A 16,220-nucleotide genomic window follows, 5' to 3' on the forward strand; every position below is an offset into this window, starting at 1 on the left:
ACGGACCCGCGGGCGTTTCGTGCGTTCAGGCGCTGAATCAGGCCAGGCCCCACGACTTCAGGATGTAGGTGATGTTCGCGGTGATCGAAGTGACGGTGCTCGCGAGATCCAGAGCGGCGGAACCAAGATTGATGATGGGCATGACGCAACTTTCCGTTCGGTTTCGGGGTTCGAAACCACGGTAGTTATCAGACAGACACCCGGCATCATGAAGATTTTCACGGCTCCGAGCTGCTGTTACCCTCGCCACAACCACACCGGGCAAGCAGCGATGTGAACATCAGTTCTGTTCTGGCAACTTCAGCCGCTTCAGCGATATCGCATTGAGCGCGACGATGATGCTGGACCCGGACATGGAGATGGCGGCCATCTCCGGGCGCAGGGTGAAGCCGAACGCGGGCTCGAACACACCGGCGGCGATGGGCAGGGCGAGGGTGTTGTAGCCGACCGCCCAGGCCAGGTTCTGATGCATCTTGCGCAGCGTGCCGCGGCCGATGCGCAGCGCGGTCGGGATATCGAGGGGGTCCGAGCGCATGAGCACCACATCGGCGGTCTCGATGGCCACGTCGGTGCCCGCGCCGATGGCGATGCCCAGATCGGCCTGGGCGAGCGCGGGGGCGTCGTTGACGCCGTCGCCGACCATGGCGACCCGCTTGCCGCCGGCCTGTAGTTCGGTGATCTTGTCGGCCTTGTCGCCGGGCAGCACCTCGGCGATGACGGTGTCGATGCCGAGTTCGGCGGCGATGCGCTCGGCGGTGGCCTGGTTGTCGCCGGTCAGCATGACCACTTCGATGCCCATATCGTGCAGGTCCGCAACGGCTTTCGCGGAGGTCTCGCGGGGCGCGTCGGCGATGCCGATGACGGCGGCGGGCTTGCCGTCGACGGCGGCCAGCACGGCGGTCCGGCCGGCGCCGGCGATGCGGTCGCGGTCGGCGGCCGAGTCGCCGAGGGGAATGCCCTCGCGCTCGAGCAGTCGCCGGTTGCCGATCACCACGCGGCGGCCGGCGACGGTGGCGATGGCGCCGTGGCCGGGCACGTTCTGGAAATCCTGGGCGCGATTGTCCGGCGCGCCATGCTGTTCCGCGTATCGCACCACGGCTTCGGCGAGCGGATGCTCGGATTCGCGTTCCACGCCCGCCAGCAGCGGCAGCAGTTCGGCTTCGGTGAAGCCGTCGGCGACGGCGATCTCGGTGACTTCCGGTTCGCCCTTGGTCAGGGTGCCGGTCTTGTCCATGACGACGGTCTGGATGCGGGCCGAACTCTCCAGGGCCATGGCGTTCTTGAACAGCACGCCGCGTTTCGCGCCGAGTCCGGTGCCGACCATGATGGCGGTCGGCGTGGCCAGGCCGAGGGCGTCCGGGCAGGTGATGACGACGACGGTGATGGCGAACAGCATGGCTTTGGCGAAGGTGGCACCGGCCAGCAGCCAGACCACCAAAGTCAGTGCGCCGCCGACCAAAGCCACCAGCACCAGCCAGAAGGCCGCGCGGTCGGCCAGTTTCTGGCCCGGGGCCTTCGAATTCTGGGCCTGCTGCACCAGATTCACGATCTGGGCCAGGGCGGTGTCGGAGCCGACCTTGGTGGCGCGGACGCGCAGGGTGCCGTTCTTGTTGAGCGTCGCGCCGATGGCGGTCGCGCCGGGTTCCTTGTGCACCGGCAGGCTTTCGCCGGTCACCATGGATTCGTCGACTTCGCTCTCGCCCTCGACGACCTCGCCGTCGGTGGCGATCTTCGCGCCGGGGCGGACGAGCAGGATATCGCCGACGACCACTTCGGCCGTGGGGATTTCGACTTCCTTGCCGTCGCGGATCACCACGGCCTGCGGCGGGGCGAGATCGAGGAGGGTGCGGATGGCGTCGTTCGCGCCGCCGCGCGCCCGCATCTCGAACCAGTGGCCGAGCAGCACGAAGGTGGCGAGCATGGTGGAGGCTTCGTAGAAGACTTCGCCGCCGCCGGTGAGGGTGATGGCGAGCGAGTACAGCCAGCCCGCGCCGATGCCGACGGCTACCAGCACCATCATGTCGAGGGTGCGGGCTTTGAGCGCCTGTACGGCTCCGGTGAAGAAGATGCTCGACGAATAGAAGATCACCGGCAGGCTGAGGATCAACGCCCAGATGTCCTGGCGTAGCCCGAACGGCGTCGGTAGCTCCAGCCCGAACATGTCCGAGGCCATGGGCGACCACAGCATGACCAGCACCGAGAACACGGCCGCCACCAGGAAGCGATTCCGCATGTCCCGCGCCATGTCGTCCATGGACATGCCCGCGTGGCCCGCATGCCCACCGTGCCCGGCATGCCCCGCCGCGCCGTGGTCCATACCCGCATGCCCCGCGTGATCCGTCCCCGCACGGGCGGCATGGTCCACGCCCTCGTGCGCAGCGTGATCCATGCCTTCGTGCGCGGCATGATCCATGCCTTCGTGCGCAGCGTGATCCATGCCTTCGTGCGCGGCGTGATCCATGCCTTCGTGCGCGGCGTGGTCCATGCCCGCGTGCTGCCGCGCACCGGGCTCCGCCATCGGATCGCAGATGTGGTTGGGCACCGATTGCCCTGCGCAGTGCAGGCCGCATTCGCGCACCCACTCGCGCAGGTCCGCCACCGAGGTGCGCGCCGGATCGAAGGTCACCGTCGCGGTTTCCGATACCGGGTTGGGGTCTACGGAGAGCACCCCGGGCCGCCGTCCCAGCACCGCGCGAATGGTGCTCTGCTGGCTGGCCCAGCGCAATCCGCGCATGTCCAGCACCGCGACGCCGTGCCCGTTGTGCTCGTCCATACCGCGCTCCTCACGTCCACGAGATCCCCATCGAAGATATACCCTTCAGGGGTACCGTGTCTTTCGAGCCGGTCGGCGAGCCGGATGCCTAGCGAATCCCCGGGGTGGCGGGGTCGGAACTCAGGCAGCCGAGAATGAAGCAGCCGGCGGGCCAGTTGGAGAACGGCGACGACATCGGTTTGCCGAGGCATTCCAGCACCCCGCAGCCCGGATACGCCATCGGTCCCAGGCCGAGCGCGGCCAGCGCGCCGTCCGGGTTCGAGATCGACGGATCGCTCACCTGGATGTCCTCGCGCGGGATGAACGGTCCCGGATCGTTCAACTTCGGTGACACGAAAGCCAATTGGATGGCGCGCAGCACGTCGTACGGGAAGCTGACCGAGCTGCCCGGCACCGCCACCCCGGTCCAGCTGACCACCAGGCCGAGGCTGGGCACGATCACATTGTCCTGCCGCCACATTCCCGACATCTGCACCGCGTCCTCCGGCAGCCCGGGGAACACGTCGACGCAGTCGGGGTCGCGGTTGACCACCATCAGGAACCCGTAGCAGGGGTTGGCGGCACGCTGGGAGGCCGTGTTCAGGTAGCTCTGCGAGATGATCCGCTTGCCGCCCCAATCACCCCGGTTGGCCACCAGCAGACCGAGTTTCACGTAGTCGTCGGGCGGCAGCACCAGATGCGCGTGCCCGTAGGTGTTTCCGCTGCGATCGCGGGCCCAGTGGTAGTCGGTGCGCGCAATTCCCAAGGGATCGAACAGTCTTCGTTGCGCGAACGCCTGGATGTCCTCCCCCACCGCCTGCTGGATCACGTACGCCAGCAGGTCCACGCCGCGCTGGCTGTAACCCCATTTCTCGCCCTGCGGGTTCACGATCGGCATGCCCAGCGCCTGCGCCACCACGTTCGGATCGAGGCCGATCAGCCCGGTGATGCCCTCGGAGGCGACCGCGACCTGCATGCCCGAGGTCTCGGTCAGCAGGCTGCGCACGGTGATCGCCCGATGGTCGGCATCGCCCAGGCCCTCGGGCAGGTAGTCGCCGATCGGCGCGTCCAGCCCCAATTTCCCGTCGTCGACGGCGATTCCGGCGAGCAGCGCCACCACGCTCTTGGTGCCGCTCCACAGATTCCACGGCACCCCACCGGCTTTGGCGTTGTTGGGGCCGCCCGCGATGAGGCAGTTGTTCCGGAAGATCTGCAAGGTGAACCGGGTCGGATCGGCGGCGAAGGCCACCGCCTTGTTCAGCAGTTCCGAATCCACGCCCACCTCTTCGGGTTTCGCGGTTTCGGGCTGGCGCCCCGAGCTGACCTGGCATTGTTTGAGCCCGGTGGTCTCGGCGCGCGCCTGCGGGCCGGGTACGCCGACCAGCAGCATGGCCGCCGTAATCATCACCACCACAAGGCTTGTCATCGCCCGAACCGACACCAGGTCTCCTCCTCTGTGCACCTACCCCTGCACATCGGCCCGCTGACCTGCCCGTTATCGGCTCGTGACCCCCGACTTCCCCTGCCCCCATCGTTCGGGGCAGGGGAAATACCGGCCTACGGAACGTCGATCGTGCCCGAGCAGCTGACCGCCGGCACCGGCGCCAGACCGCTGTTCACCACCGTCAGATCGAAGCGCACCGGCCCGCCGCCGATGCCCCAGGCGTCGAAGTTGTTCTGCGCGCCGGTGCCGAACATGGACGACACCGGCGCCGAACCGCTGGCGGTCCCGGTCACGCCGGTGTTCAGATTGGTCCAGGTGATGGTCGGATTGGTGGTGTAACCGCCCCAGATGCTGGCCCCGGTGTGCACCGTCACCGAGGTCCACCCCGGCCGCCCGGCGTTGTACTGCCCCAGGTAGACCTTGCCGGAATAGGGCACGTCCACGATATTCGGGCTCAGCCCGACGCAATTCATCGGCACTTCGGCGGAGAAGTCCGCGGACGCCGTGCCCTGCCCGGCAAGCAAACCCGCCGCGACCACGGCCGAAGCGACCGCTGCCCGGCCGATTACCGAATTCTTCGATGCCTTCTCACGCTGCGGCATAAGTCGACGTCTCCCCTCGTAATCATTGATCTCGATGGATATTCGACGCTAACAGCATTCCCGGCAGCGCAGCGTATTCCCCGCTAGCAATCCCGCTGTGCCGCTATGGCACCGCGCGCCGCTCGCGCGGAACCAGCAGCAGAAGCAGCGAAATCACCAGTCCCCCGCCGACCAGATACAAACCCCAGGCACCCGAGACGAGATCCCGCCACCCGTCCCGCAACTGCTGATCGAACCGTTCATCCAGCCGCCACACCAGCACACCCAAAGCCGCCAGCCCGACCAGCACCCCCACCCATCCCAAAGCCCGCGACCCGATCAACGCCGCCAACAGGATCACCACCGCCACCCCCAGTAAAACCATGATCAACGTGGTAGGAAACGACAGCTCCTCACCCCCGACCTGCCCCAGCGAAAGCCCCGACCCGAACCCGTCCCGCAAATCCACGAACCCCACATTCCGGGCATCCACCGTTCCCACCAACGGCCCGAACGCCCCCACCCCCACGGCGATTGCGCAAGCGAACAACAGCAGGTGCACGAAAGTACGCATACTCCACGGTATTGCGCCCGGCCCGATCTCGCACTCGTCCGGAGCACATGGCGTACGGCCACCGGGCCACGGCTTTGTTACCTTCTGCCGCCGGCCCTCGTCATAGGTGAGACGACCGAATACGCGGTCGCACCGATGCGCGAAGTGGAGAGCAGGATGCTTACCGACATCATGTACACGACGATCTACGTGACCGATCAGGACCGGGCGTTGCGGTTCTACACCGAGGGGCTCGGGCTGGAGAAGCGGATCGATGCGCCTGGGCCGGAAGCGCGGTTTCTGACGGTCGGGGTGCCGGGGAGTGCTGTGGAGATCATTCTGTGGGCGCACGCGGCCGCCGCCGGGCAGCCCGCGCAGGTGGGCGAGATCGCTCCGCCCGGGCCGGTCATTCTCGAATCGGAGGATCTGCGAAAGGATTTCGAGCTCATGCGGGAGCGTGGGGTGCAATTCCTGACGGACGAGCCCGAGGTGTACCCGTTCGGGGTGCGTATCGAAGCGATCGATCCGGATGGGAACCGGATTTCGCTGCGTGAGCAGCGGAAGTCGTGAGCGGGGATCCCACCGGCCTCGTCACCGAGGTGTTCGAAGCCCAGCGCGACCGGTTGCGTGCCGTCGCGTACCGCGTGCTGGGCTCGCACGCCGATGCCGAGGATGTGGTGCAGGAAGCCTGGTTGCGGCTGGTCCGGCAGGACGCCGGAACCATCGCCAATCTGCCGGGCTGGCTGACCACCGTGGTCGGGCGGCTCAGTCTGGATGTGCTGCGCTCCCGGAGCGCGCGTCCCGAAACCGTTTATGGACAGGAGTTTTCACCGCTGGTGGTGATGCCGGACGACGAGCCCACCCCGGATGAGCAAGCGGCCCTGGCCGATTCGATCGGGCTGGCCATGCTGGTCGTGCTCGATTCGCTCGCTCCGGCCGAGCGCCTGGCTTTCGTACTACACGACATGTTCGCGGTACCCTTCGATGAAATCGCCCGGATACTGGGAAAATCCACGGCCGCCACCAAGATGCTCGCCAGCCGCGCCCGCCGGAAAGTTCAGTCGCCGGAGCGCCCGGCCGAACCCGCTCGCGATCACCGCGAGGTCGTGCAAGCCTTCCGCGCCGCCGCCCTGGGCGGCAACTTCGAAGCCCTGCTCCGTGTGCTGGACCCGAATGTCCGGCTGACCGTGGACACCCCGGACGGCATGGTCGTCACGCTCGGAGCCACCGCCGTCGCCTCCGGCGCGCGCATGTTCTCCGGCGAGGTCGCCCGCTACCGCCCCGTCCTGGTGAACGGAATCCCGGGCCAGATGTCCTGGCGTCCCGACGGAACCCCGTTGTCCGTCATCGCATTCCAGGTCACCGGCGAGCGGATCACCGCGATTCACATCGTGGTGGATCCGGCCAAGCTCGCCGCGATCCGGCTATGAGTCGACAGCGGAGAGGAAGGTAGCCCATTCCCCGGCGCTGAAAACGAGCGCCGGGCCGTGCGGGTCCTTCGAATCACGAACTCCGACAGCGTCGTTCGCCAGGAACGCGACCTCGACGCATTGCCCGCCGGATTCGCTGTAGCTGCTCTTGATCCATTGAGCGCTGGACAGATCAATGCTCACCGTCGAACTCCTTCGCCGTCCGCCGCAACAGGTCTCGCGATGCACTCTCGTCGAGTGCGGTGCTCCGGATGTCGGATGCCAGGTCATGGTAGCGCTGAACCTCGGCGGGCTTCTCGATGTACACGTCGCTGCTCGGGCCGCCTTCGAGATAGACGAGCGGTGGCTCGACCGGGCTTTGCGAACCGAAACCGAGGAGGACGAACTGCCCGTGCAGGATGCCCCAGGCCATACCGGCGGTATAAGGGCTGATCCGAATGGTGACGTTGGCGAGCTTGCCCGCTTCGGCGAGATGCCGGAGCTGTACCGACATCACGCGATTGCCGCCGATGACGCGATGCAGGGCCGATTCGTGCAGCAGCACTTCCAATTCGAGCGGAGCCGTCTTGCGGGTGATGATCCGCTGCCGCCGCATCCGCAACTCGACTCGGCGATCGATGTCCTCCGGCGTGCCTTCGCGATAGAAGGCGCTGATCAACTGCCGTGCGTAGTCCCGGGTTTGCAGCAGGCCCGGGACTTGTTCGTGGTAGACGATGAGTTGCCGGGCCGAGGCTTCCAGACCCACATACATATTGAATTCGTCGCTGAACAGGCCGCCGAAGGCGTGGTACCAGCCGTGTGTTCGCGCCTGTACGGCGAGTTCGACCGCCTGCTCGGTGTCCTCCGCGCCGACGTCGTACACCTGGCACAACGCGCGCACATCCTGCTTGCGTACCCGTTGATTGCGGCCCGCCTCGATCCGCTGCAAGGCGGACTTGGACAAATCGGCCAGCTTGGCGGTGGCTTCGATTGTCAGGCCGTTCTTTTCACGCTCCTCGCGCAGGAATCGTCCCAGCTGCCGCCTCGGCAGCGTCGACGCCGAGCCTTCATGATCGTCCGTACCGTCCATCGGAGTCCCCGCCTACTGATTCGAATCAGCTATGGATAGAACGTGGGTCCGTTGTACCGCGATCTCGGGTCGTCTCGTGGGCAAATGGGAGAGTTGATTCCGGGATCCCGTTTCCGCGCTTCCCCACGGTGCGCCGGTGGTCTGCTGACTGCATGGACAGCATGCGCGACACCGAGATTCGCGTTCTGCGCGAAGTCATAGAAGCCGTCGAAAGCCGACTGGTCACCCTCGAATCCGCCGGGGTCACCGTCATCGCCCCGCGGGCTCACATCTACGCGGCGACCATCCAGGCCCTGCTGGCGAGCGCCCGCACCACGGGGCATTACGGGGCGGGCAGTCTCGTGCGAGCCCCGCTGCTCGACGCGATTCTGCCCGGAACCGACGCGGCACCCTGGGACGCCGCGATTTACACACTGCTGCTCGGCAGCGTCCTGGTCGACTGAGCGCCGGTTACCCGGTGAACTCGACGGCGGCGACCATCGCCCGGGCGAGGGTCTCCGGGTCTTCGCCGGCGAAGGACGAATCCACCAGCGCCCCTTCGCGCCAGAGCGAGGCGAAGCCGTGGACCAGGGACCAGGCGGCCAGGGACGCGGCGGGGCGGGAATCGGCGGAGATCTCGAGTCTGCCCACGCCGGAACGGAGTTCGGCGCCGGAGTCGCGGCGGGCGGCGGCCAGGCGTTCGTCGTCGGCGCGCAGCAGATCATGGCGGTACATGACGTCGAAATGGCCGGGGTGGGTGCGGGCGAAGCGAATGTAGGCGAGCGCCACCTCACGGAAATCGCCGGTGGCGGAACGGAGTTCGGCCGCGAGCAGCTCGAAGCCCTGAATGGCCAGCTCGGTGAGCAGCCCCTGGCGATTACCGAAGTGATGGGCGGGAGCGGCGTGCGAGACGCCCACGCGCTGAGCGAGCGCGCGCAGCGAGACGGAGTCGATGCCCTCGGTGGCGATCTGCTCGGCCGCGGCATTCAGCAGGGAGGCTCGCAGGTCGCCGTGGTGGTAGGCGTTCTTGGTCACGGGTCGATCGTCCCGCAGAATCTAGACATTGACAAGTTCCCCGGTCGGACCTAATCTTTCCACTGTCAAGATGCTTGCTCGATCCTCAGGAGCCCCCCATGGCACCGCTCATCGCTCTCTTCGTCGTCACCGCAGTCGCCCGTATCGCGGGCTGGGCGGGCGTGGACTGGCTGGACTCGTGGCCGCATGCCGTGCGCATCGGCCTGGCGGTCATGTTCGCGCTCACCATGCTCGCGCACTTCCAGCAGCCGCGGCGGAACGGGCTCATCGCCATGGTGCCGCCGCAGTTCCCGAATCCGGCGGCCATGGTGACGCTCACCGGCATCCTGGAAGCGGCCGGCGCGATCGGCCTGCTGATCCCGTGGGCCGCCCCGCTCGCCGCCGCCTGCCTCGCCCTGCTGCTGCTGATCATGTTCCCCGCGAACGTCCGCGCCGCCCGCCGGGGCATCGGCATCAAGACGATGCCGCTCCCCGTGCGCACGGTCGTGCAGGTCGTCTTCATCGGCGCATGCGTACTCGCCGCGTTCTAGCCGGTGGTCGGCGGGAACTCCCCGTTCGCCTGGATCTTGGTCCCGTTCAGCGTGAACACCACATCGCTCGGGCCGCCCGAGGGGCAGCACAGCGCATCGTTGGACTTGATCCAGCGATAGCGCAGCGTGACGCTGGTGCGGGTCTTGCCGAGCACCTCGGTGTAGGTGAACGGGTTCAAGCTCGCGGTGCCGAGATACTTGCCGCCGGTGAAGTACAGGACGTGGTAGTACGGGTGGATATTGCCGGAACTGACGTACATGTACGACAGGACGCCATCGCAACCGTCGGCGATGGCGTCGCCGCTACCGCCCTCGACATTCCAGCCGCCGGAAGTCGTTGCCTTCAAAGACTTCACGGCCTCATTGGCCAAACCGGAATTCACGTCGAAGCACAGCCCGTGACCGCTGCCGTTGGGCGCGGCGACCGGGGACGCCGTCTGCTTGGTGGTAGCGGGCGCGCCGCCGGACTGCTCACCCTGGGTCACCGGCGCGGAACCCGAACCATCGGAGCCCGATCCGCCCTGACCGGAACCGGAACCACCTGCGCCGGAACCGCTTCCATCGGATCCGGATCCTCCCTGCGAGCCCCCGCCGACTCCACCCTGCGAACCACCACCGGTCCCGCCCTGGGTCCCGCCGCCGTTCCCGCCGGCCGCGCTGGTCGCCACCACCGAGGTCCCCTTGCCGCCGGCGGAACTCGTCCCGCCCGCCTGCGACGCGGAGTTGTCGCCACAGCCGCTGACCGCCATCACACCGGCCGCGAGCACGGCGAATACCGCTGACTTGCGCTTCATCGAAGACCCCTCGGGTTCTGCCAACCAATCGGATACCGCTGTCCTCCACCGCGAATCCGATCGACAGCGGGACCCCCGTCCCGTGCCTCCGGGAGGACTACCCGGGTATCGCCGACCCGCCGAATAGTTGTTACGGCTAACGACTGCCCCCAAAACCTCGGCTACCGTGGAGCACGTTCATCCGATCCAACCGCGGGGAGGACCCTTGCGCTCCATCACACGCGTACTGCTGGCCGGGCTGGTCATCGTCTGCGCCGCCGTGCTGCTGCCGGTCCGCGCGCACGCCGAAGCGAACATGGACGACGCCACCGCCCGCAAGGTGGACGAGCTCATCGCCCTGCGCGCGGCCGCGGCCGGAGCGAGCAAAGGCGAACTCACCGATCTGCTCTCGGGGCAGTTCCTCGGCACCCCCTACGGCGCGAACATGCTCGTCGGCTCGGCTTCCCAGGCCGAACAGCTGGTCATCGATCTGCGCCGGGTGGACTGCTTCACCTTCCTCGACTACGTGGAGGCGCTGACCCGTTCGAGCGACCGGAACCAGTTCGTGGCGAACCTGATCGACACCCGGTACGCGGGCGGCCAGGTCGACTTCACCCATCGCAAGCATTTCTTCACCGACTGGGCGCAGGTCCCCAAGACCGTGGCCAGCGATATCACCGGCACGCTGACCGGTGCCGCGGTGACCGTCGGCAAGCATCTCAACGCCAAGGCCGACGGCGGCAACTATTTGCCGGGCCTGCCGGTGGTCGACCGCAACATCACCTACATCCCCAGCGCCGCCGTCACCGACCAGGTGATCGGCGGGCTGCGCACCGGCGACTACGTGGGCGCGTACACCGACCAGCCGGGGCTCGACGTCACCCACACCGGGATCATCGTGAAGACCAACAGCGGGACGGTGTTCCGCAACGCCTCGTCGCTGGCGGCCAACAATCAGGTCGTCGACACACCGCTGCGGGAGTACCTGAACACGGTGCCGGGCATCGTGGTGCTGCGGCCCTGAGAATCGGCGTTTCCGCTGGCTGCGGGGACTCACACGGCATGCCATCCTGAACAGCATGGGCAGCGAGCGCGACCGGAGCCGGACCTTCGACCTGCTGGCCGTGGCCGGTGCGATCGCGACTCCGGAGGATGAGCGAGCGGCGGCATTCGACACGCTCGCCCGCACCGAGGACTACCGGAGCATCGAACCGCTGACGGCCATGGTGCTCGATACCCGATTGCCGATCGACGTCCGCACCCGCGCCTCCGAGGTGGTGTCCGGATTCGACGACATCACCACCGGCGAATCGCGCCGAAACTGGTGGGCGAGTGGCGATCCGGTGGTGCGGCGGCACGCGCTGGGCCTCATGCTCCGCGGCGAGGCGGACATCGTGATCCCGGTGGCCGGGGACGACACCCATCCGCTCCAGGCCGCCGCCTTGGCGTCGATGGCTTTCGGGTTCGGCGAGGCCGGATTCATGCCCACCCTGATCCGGGCGCTGCGACACCGGAATCCGGAGATCCGCTGGACCGCGGCGCGCACCCTGCTGTGGGAAGAACCCGTGGCAGCCGAGGACGGGCTCCTCGACACCGCGCACGACGCCGACCACGAGGTGGCGGCCGCGGCGCTCGACACCCTGCGCTACTACCCCACCCGCCGGGCGCTGCGGACGATCGCCGAACTGCGCGGGCACGGTGACGAACGAGTGCGCGCCGCCGCCACCGACTCGTTCGAGGAATTGAGCTGGCATTTCGAAGACGCCGCCGCCAATTCGCAAAAGCTTGCGCCACTGCGCGACTGGCTGCGGCCGACCGACGACCTGATTCACCCGGAACCGGAGGAATCGGACGAGAATCCCGGCACACCCACTCCCCTCACCCGTTCCACGCCGTACACCCTGTCGGAAACCGCGCTACTGGAACTGCTCGACGATCCGGACGGCGATTGGCTCGACCGCGATCGCACCCTGCGCGGCCTCGACTGGAACGCCTTCACTCCAGATGCCCGGCCGCGCTTGACCGTTCGGCTCACCACCCACCCAGATCCGCTGGTCCGCGAGATCGCAGCCACCGCTTTGTCCGATTGGTCCGCTACCGAAGCACTCCTGGAACTGACCCGCGACCGCAGCTTCTCGGTCCGCAAATCGGCCGTCTACCACCTGGCTTCGGTACCGCCGGACCCCGCCGTGGCCGAATGCGCCTGGCGATACCTGTCCACCGCGACCGGCATCTCCGCCCAGGAGGCCCTGCGCACCTACGTCGCGCACACGCCTGGCAACGGTTTGCGGGAGCAACTCGTCGACCTGGCCCGCACCGACAGCCGCGAGGACGTCCGCTACGAAGCCATCCACGACCTGGTAGATCTCCAGGCGGCCAACGAGATTCGCGCCCTCACGCCGATCCTGGACGAGCCGCCCGCCGTCTCCTGGGCCCTGCACCTCGCCCTACTGGACGGTCTCCGAAATCTCGAACTGCCCATCACCCCACCCGCCCACCTCGCCACCGTCGACAACCTGGATCTCGCATACAGTCTCGCCAAACTGACGGTTGCGAGAAATTGACCCGGGCCCGGCGTTTCCCGTAGCGAACAGCACGAAATTGTTACGATCAGCAGGGATATCGAGGGGAGGTGCGGTGTCGGAAGCGAAGCGGGTACCGGTCGGCGTCGACCCCACGAAGCCGAACGCGGCGCGGCTGTACAACTACTTGCTCGGCGGCAAGGACAACTACGAGGTGGACCAGGCGGCCGCGCAGCGCATGCTGCTGGTCGCGCCCGATACCCGCACGCAAGCCTGGTTCAGCCGCAAATTCCTGCTCGGCGCCGTGAAATTCGCTGCGGAGGAAGGGATTCTGCAGTTCATCGATGTCGGTGCGGGCATTCCCATCTCGCCCAATGTGCACGAGGTGGCGCAGGAGATCCAACCGGCGGCGCGGGTGGTGTCCATCGATTACGACCCGGTCGTGCACGTGCACAGCAATGCGCTGCTGTCCGGCACGAAGGGCGTCACCACCATGCTCGCCGACGTGCGCCGCATAGACGAGCTCATCGCGCGGCTGCGCGACGAGGAGCAGATCGACTTCGCACAGCCGGTGGCGATCCTCATTGTCGGCGTACTGCATTTCGTCATGGACGACGAGCATCCCGAGCAGATCTTCGACCGGTTCCTGGAGGTGATGGCGCCGGGCAGTGTGCTGGCCTTCACGCACGCCTCCACCACGACGCAGGACGAGTTCATCGCGCAGTCCAAGACGGATCTGGTGCGCAGTTCCGCGCAGGCGGTGTTCCGGACGCCGGATGTGGTGGCGAGCTTCATCGAAGGGTACGAGCAGGTCGAGCCCGGGCTGGTGAAGGTGCAGGAATGGCTGGGCGACGACCTGCCCGACACCAATCTGGTACTGCTGGCGGCCATTCTGCGCCCCGGCCGGCGGGACCGGCAACCGTAGATCGTTCCGAACGCCTGACCATTCCAAAGGGAGTTCATCGCGTGCAGATATCGGTCCGCGCACTGGCCGCCGCGGCGGCGGCGATCCTGTTTTCCGGCACCCCGCTGACCGTGCAGGCCGCTCCGGCGGCAGCGTCCGGGGGCTGTCAGGACATCGCCATCCAGATCCCGCAGGGCACCATCGCCTCCACCCTGTGCCTGCCCGCGAGCGGGACCGCCGACACCGTGATGGTGCTGGTGTCCGGCTCGAATTACAACGCCACGTATTGGGATTGGTCCTATCAGCCCGAAACCTACAACTTCCGCCAGGCCATGAACCGCGCCGGTTACGCGACCCTCACCGCGGACCGTCTCGGCAACGGCGCGAGCACCCACCCGTTCAGCCTGTCACTGACCGCCGGAGCCACGGCGGAAGCCCAGCACACCATGGTGCAGGGCCTGCGGGCCGGACTCGCGGGCAACAAACCCTTCGCGAAGGTGGTGATCGCCGGCCATTCGCTGAGTTCCAGCACCTCCGTCCAGGAGGCCACCACCTACCACGATGTGGACGGCGTCCTGCTCACCGGCTACTCGCACGCCCTCAGCATCGCCGACGTCCTCGGCGTCATCAGCACCTACCATCAGGCCGTCGAGGACCCGGTCTTCGCGGGCCGCGGTCTCGACGCCGGCTACCTCACCACCCGGCCCGGCACCCGCGAACAGGACTTCTTCGGCGAAGGCAATTTCGATCCCGAAGTGGTGGCTCTCGACGAAGCCACCAAGGAGACCTTCTCCCTCAGCGAATATCCCGACGGCCTCGTCTACACCCTGCCCGGCCCGTCCGCGAACATCACCGCGCCCGTCATGCTGGTCAACGGCAGCAAGGACCGCCTCGCCTGCGGCACCGCCTTCGCCATCTGCACCGACGCCGCCGCCCTCTACACCGCTGAATCCCAGTACTTCTCGCAATCCGCCCGCCTGCGCACCTTCGTCCTGGCTGGTAGCGGTCACGCGATCAACCTGGCCCGCAACACCACCGACTACCAGCAGGCCGTCATCGACTGGATGCGGTCGATCTCGGGCTGATGCCGGAGTTCCGCTCCGGAATTCCGGAGCGGAGGCCGGTTTTCCGGTCCGGAAATCCCTGTCTGCCTGCATGATCCGCGCGAGCGCCGGCGGCCTCGCGCCGAGCGGGCGCGACGCCGCCGGAAAGGTGCGATCATGCTGGTGGGAGACCGTGACCGCACGCTTCGGATTGGGAGGGGCGCTGATGGCGAAACCGGTTCCGACTTCGCGGTTCGCCCGCGGCTCCAAGCTCGGTGCGGCGGTGGCCGCGCAGGCGATGCGCAAGCGGCGCACCAGAATCGCCATGCTGGGGCGGTCTGCGGAGGTACGCGAGCGGCTGGCCGATGAATCGGTGCTGCGGATGGCGCAGGAACTGGTGGGGGTGTTCGGGGAGCTCAAGGGCTTGACCATGAAGCTGGGGCAATTGCTGTCGCTGCTGGATGTGGATCTGGTGCCGCCGGAGCAGCGCGAGGCGTTCCAGCGCACGCTCGCGGTGCTTTTCGATCACGCCCCGGCGGCGGGCTTCGAGGAGATGCGCGGCGTGATCGAGGAGGACCTGGACAAGCCGCTGGCCGAGCTGTTCGCCGAGTTCGAGCCGGAGCCGATCGCCGCCGCATCCATCGGACAGGTTTATCGCGCAAGGCTTTTCGACGGCACCCGGGTGGCGGTCAAGGTGCAGTATCCCGGCATCGATCAGGCGGTCCGGGCAGATCTGCGCAACCTGGGCCTCCTGCGAGTCATGTTGCGGCCCTTGCTGCCCGGGTTCACCACCGCCCTGCTGGAGGAACTGCGCTCGAGCCTGTCGAAGGAACTCGACTACGTGGAGGAAGCGCGCACCCAGCAGGAGGTGGCCCGGCGCTACGCCGACCACCCGTTCATCGCTGTGCCGCAGGCGTTTCCGGAGTTGAGCACGGCCCGGGTGCTGGTGACGGAGTACGCGCCGGGGCTGGACTTCGACGCCATCCGCGAACTGCCCGACGCCGAACGCGATCGGGTCGGCGAGATCATCTACCGCTACTACATGGGTTCGCTGCACGAGTTCGCGGAGTTCTGCGGCGACCCGCACCCCGGCAATGTGCTGCTGCGCGCGGACGGCAAGGTGGTGTTCCTGGATTTCGGCCTGTACAAACGCATGTCGGCCGAGCACATCGCCTTCGAGGCCGAATGCCAGCGCGCCACCGCCGAGGACCGCTCCGACGATCTGTACCGGCTCATGGTCGAGCGCGGCGTGATCAGCGACGCGGACAGCGTCACCCCGCGCGCCTGCTACGAGTACTTCCTCGCCGCCGGCGAATGGTGCCTGATCGACGAGGAATTGGCGCTCGACCCGGAACTGGCGTGCGGGGCGTTCCTGCACGCCATCGATCCCAGGCTCTCGGAGTTCGAGGGCATGCACCGCCAGCTGCTGCCGCCGGAGCACCTGTTCACCCGCCGCACCGACTTCTGGACCTGCGGCACGCTCGGGCAGCTGCGCGCCACCGCGAACTGGCATCGCATCGCCCGCGAGTGGATCTACGGCGACCCGCCGGTCACGGAACTCGGTCGCCTGCACCGGGATTGGCGGCTGGCGCGGCAACCGTGACA

Annotated in this window: 17 protein-coding genes; 9 read left to right on the plus strand and 8 right to left on the minus strand. The window is 67.3% G+C overall.

Features of this window, described 5'->3' with window-relative positions:
* Positions 1–280: 280 nt before the first annotated feature.
* From LTV02_RS18880 to LTV02_RS18895, 4 genes are all read right to left on the minus strand, one after another.
* Positions 281–2,773: a heavy metal translocating P-type ATPase gene (locus tag LTV02_RS18880; protein WP_233041214.1), complete on the minus strand. Its 2,493-nt coding sequence runs from the start codon at positions 2,771–2,773 to the stop codon at positions 281–283.
* An 88-nt stretch (positions 2,774–2,861) separates the two neighbouring features.
* Positions 2,862–4,178, minus strand: a complete 1,317-nt coding sequence (locus LTV02_RS18885) for a serine hydrolase domain-containing protein (protein ID WP_233041215.1) — start codon at positions 4,176–4,178, stop codon at positions 2,862–2,864.
* A gap of 131 nt (positions 4,179–4,309) precedes the next feature.
* Positions 4,310–4,798 carry a hypothetical protein gene (locus LTV02_RS18890; RefSeq protein ID WP_233041216.1) on the minus strand — a complete coding sequence of 163 codons (489 nt, stop codon included), beginning with the start codon at positions 4,796–4,798 and terminating at the stop codon, positions 4,310–4,312.
* A gap of 103 nt (positions 4,799–4,901) precedes the next feature.
* Positions 4,902–5,351, minus strand: a complete 450-nt coding sequence (locus LTV02_RS18895) for a hypothetical protein (RefSeq protein ID WP_233041217.1) — start codon at positions 5,349–5,351, stop codon at positions 4,902–4,904.
* Between the two features lie 156 nt (positions 5,352–5,507).
* Between LTV02_RS18895 and LTV02_RS18900 the strand changes: the two genes are divergently transcribed.
* Positions 5,508–5,900 carry a VOC family protein gene (locus tag LTV02_RS18900; protein WP_233041218.1) on the plus strand — a complete coding sequence of 131 codons (393 nt, stop codon included), beginning with the start codon at positions 5,508–5,510 and terminating at the stop codon, positions 5,898–5,900.
* Positions 5,897–6,760 carry a sigma-70 family RNA polymerase sigma factor gene (locus LTV02_RS18905; RefSeq protein ID WP_233041219.1) on the plus strand — a complete coding sequence of 288 codons (864 nt, stop codon included), beginning with the start codon at positions 5,897–5,899 and terminating at the stop codon, positions 6,758–6,760. Before LTV02_RS18900 ends, LTV02_RS18905 begins: the two co-directional genes overlap by 4 nt.
* Here LTV02_RS18905 and LTV02_RS18910 read toward each other — a convergent pair.
* Both LTV02_RS18910 and LTV02_RS18915 read right to left on the minus strand, forming a co-directional pair.
* Positions 6,755–6,943 carry a DUF397 domain-containing protein gene (locus LTV02_RS18910; protein WP_233041220.1) on the minus strand — a complete coding sequence of 63 codons (189 nt, stop codon included), beginning with the start codon at positions 6,941–6,943 and terminating at the stop codon, positions 6,755–6,757. The genes LTV02_RS18905 and LTV02_RS18910 overlap by 6 nt on opposite strands.
* A complete protein-coding gene (locus tag LTV02_RS18915; RefSeq protein WP_233041221.1) occupies positions 6,933–7,829 on the minus strand; it encodes a helix-turn-helix domain-containing protein in 897 nt (298 codons plus the stop codon). The genes LTV02_RS18910 and LTV02_RS18915 overlap by 11 nt, the downstream gene beginning before the upstream one ends.
* A 152-nt stretch (positions 7,830–7,981) precedes the next feature.
* Between LTV02_RS18915 and LTV02_RS18920 the strand changes: the two genes are divergently transcribed.
* The gene (locus LTV02_RS18920) at positions 7,982–8,272 is read left to right on the plus strand and encodes a hypothetical protein (RefSeq protein WP_067721423.1); all 291 of its coding nucleotides are present in this window, start codon (positions 7,982–7,984) and stop codon (positions 8,270–8,272) included.
* A gap of 7 nt (positions 8,273–8,279) precedes the next feature.
* Here LTV02_RS18920 and LTV02_RS18925 read toward each other — a convergent pair whose 3' ends face one another.
* A complete protein-coding gene (locus tag LTV02_RS18925) occupies positions 8,280–8,843 on the minus strand; it encodes a TetR/AcrR family transcriptional regulator (protein ID WP_067721422.1) in 564 nt (187 codons plus the stop codon).
* A 98-nt stretch (positions 8,844–8,941) separates the two neighbouring features.
* Here LTV02_RS18925 and LTV02_RS18930 point away from each other — a divergent pair, with 98 nt between their 5' ends.
* Complete coding sequence (locus LTV02_RS18930; RefSeq protein ID WP_233041222.1) at positions 8,942–9,373, plus strand: DoxX family protein; 432 nt, start codon at positions 8,942–8,944, stop codon at positions 9,371–9,373.
* Here the strand turns inward: LTV02_RS18930 and LTV02_RS18935 are convergent.
* Entirely contained in the window at positions 9,370–10,167 is a 798-nt protein-coding gene (locus tag LTV02_RS18935; RefSeq protein ID WP_233041223.1) for an LppP/LprE family lipoprotein, read from the minus strand. The genes LTV02_RS18930 and LTV02_RS18935 overlap by 4 nt on opposite strands.
* A 205-nt stretch (positions 10,168–10,372) precedes the next feature.
* Between LTV02_RS18935 and LTV02_RS18940 the strand changes: the two genes are divergently transcribed.
* The 5 genes from LTV02_RS18940 (at position 10,373) to LTV02_RS18960 (ending at position 16,218) form a co-directional block, all read left to right on the plus strand.
* Positions 10,373–11,170: a DUF1460 domain-containing protein gene (locus LTV02_RS18940; RefSeq protein ID WP_233041224.1), complete on the plus strand. Its 798-nt coding sequence runs from the start codon at positions 10,373–10,375 to the stop codon at positions 11,168–11,170.
* A 55-nt stretch (positions 11,171–11,225) separates the two neighbouring features.
* The gene (locus tag LTV02_RS18945) at positions 11,226–12,710 is read left to right on the plus strand and encodes a hypothetical protein (protein WP_233041225.1); all 1,485 of its coding nucleotides are present in this window, start codon (positions 11,226–11,228) and stop codon (positions 12,708–12,710) included.
* 73 nt (positions 12,711–12,783) lie between these two features.
* Complete coding sequence (locus LTV02_RS18950) at positions 12,784–13,593, plus strand: SAM-dependent methyltransferase (RefSeq protein ID WP_233041226.1); 810 nt, start codon at positions 12,784–12,786, stop codon at positions 13,591–13,593.
* A 41-nt stretch (positions 13,594–13,634) separates the two neighbouring features.
* The gene (locus tag LTV02_RS18955; protein WP_233041227.1) at positions 13,635–14,657 is read left to right on the plus strand and encodes an alpha/beta hydrolase; all 1,023 of its coding nucleotides are present in this window, start codon (positions 13,635–13,637) and stop codon (positions 14,655–14,657) included.
* A gap of 184 nt (positions 14,658–14,841) precedes the next feature.
* On the plus strand, positions 14,842–16,218 hold the full coding sequence (locus LTV02_RS18960) for an ABC1 kinase family protein (protein WP_233041228.1): 1,377 nt from the start codon (positions 14,842–14,844) through the stop codon (positions 16,216–16,218).
* The last annotated feature ends 2 nt before the right edge of the window (positions 16,219–16,220 follow it).

The organism is Nocardia yamanashiensis (assembly GCF_021183565.1).
Lineage (GTDB): Bacteria > Actinomycetota > Actinomycetes > Mycobacteriales > Mycobacteriaceae > Nocardia > Nocardia yamanashiensis.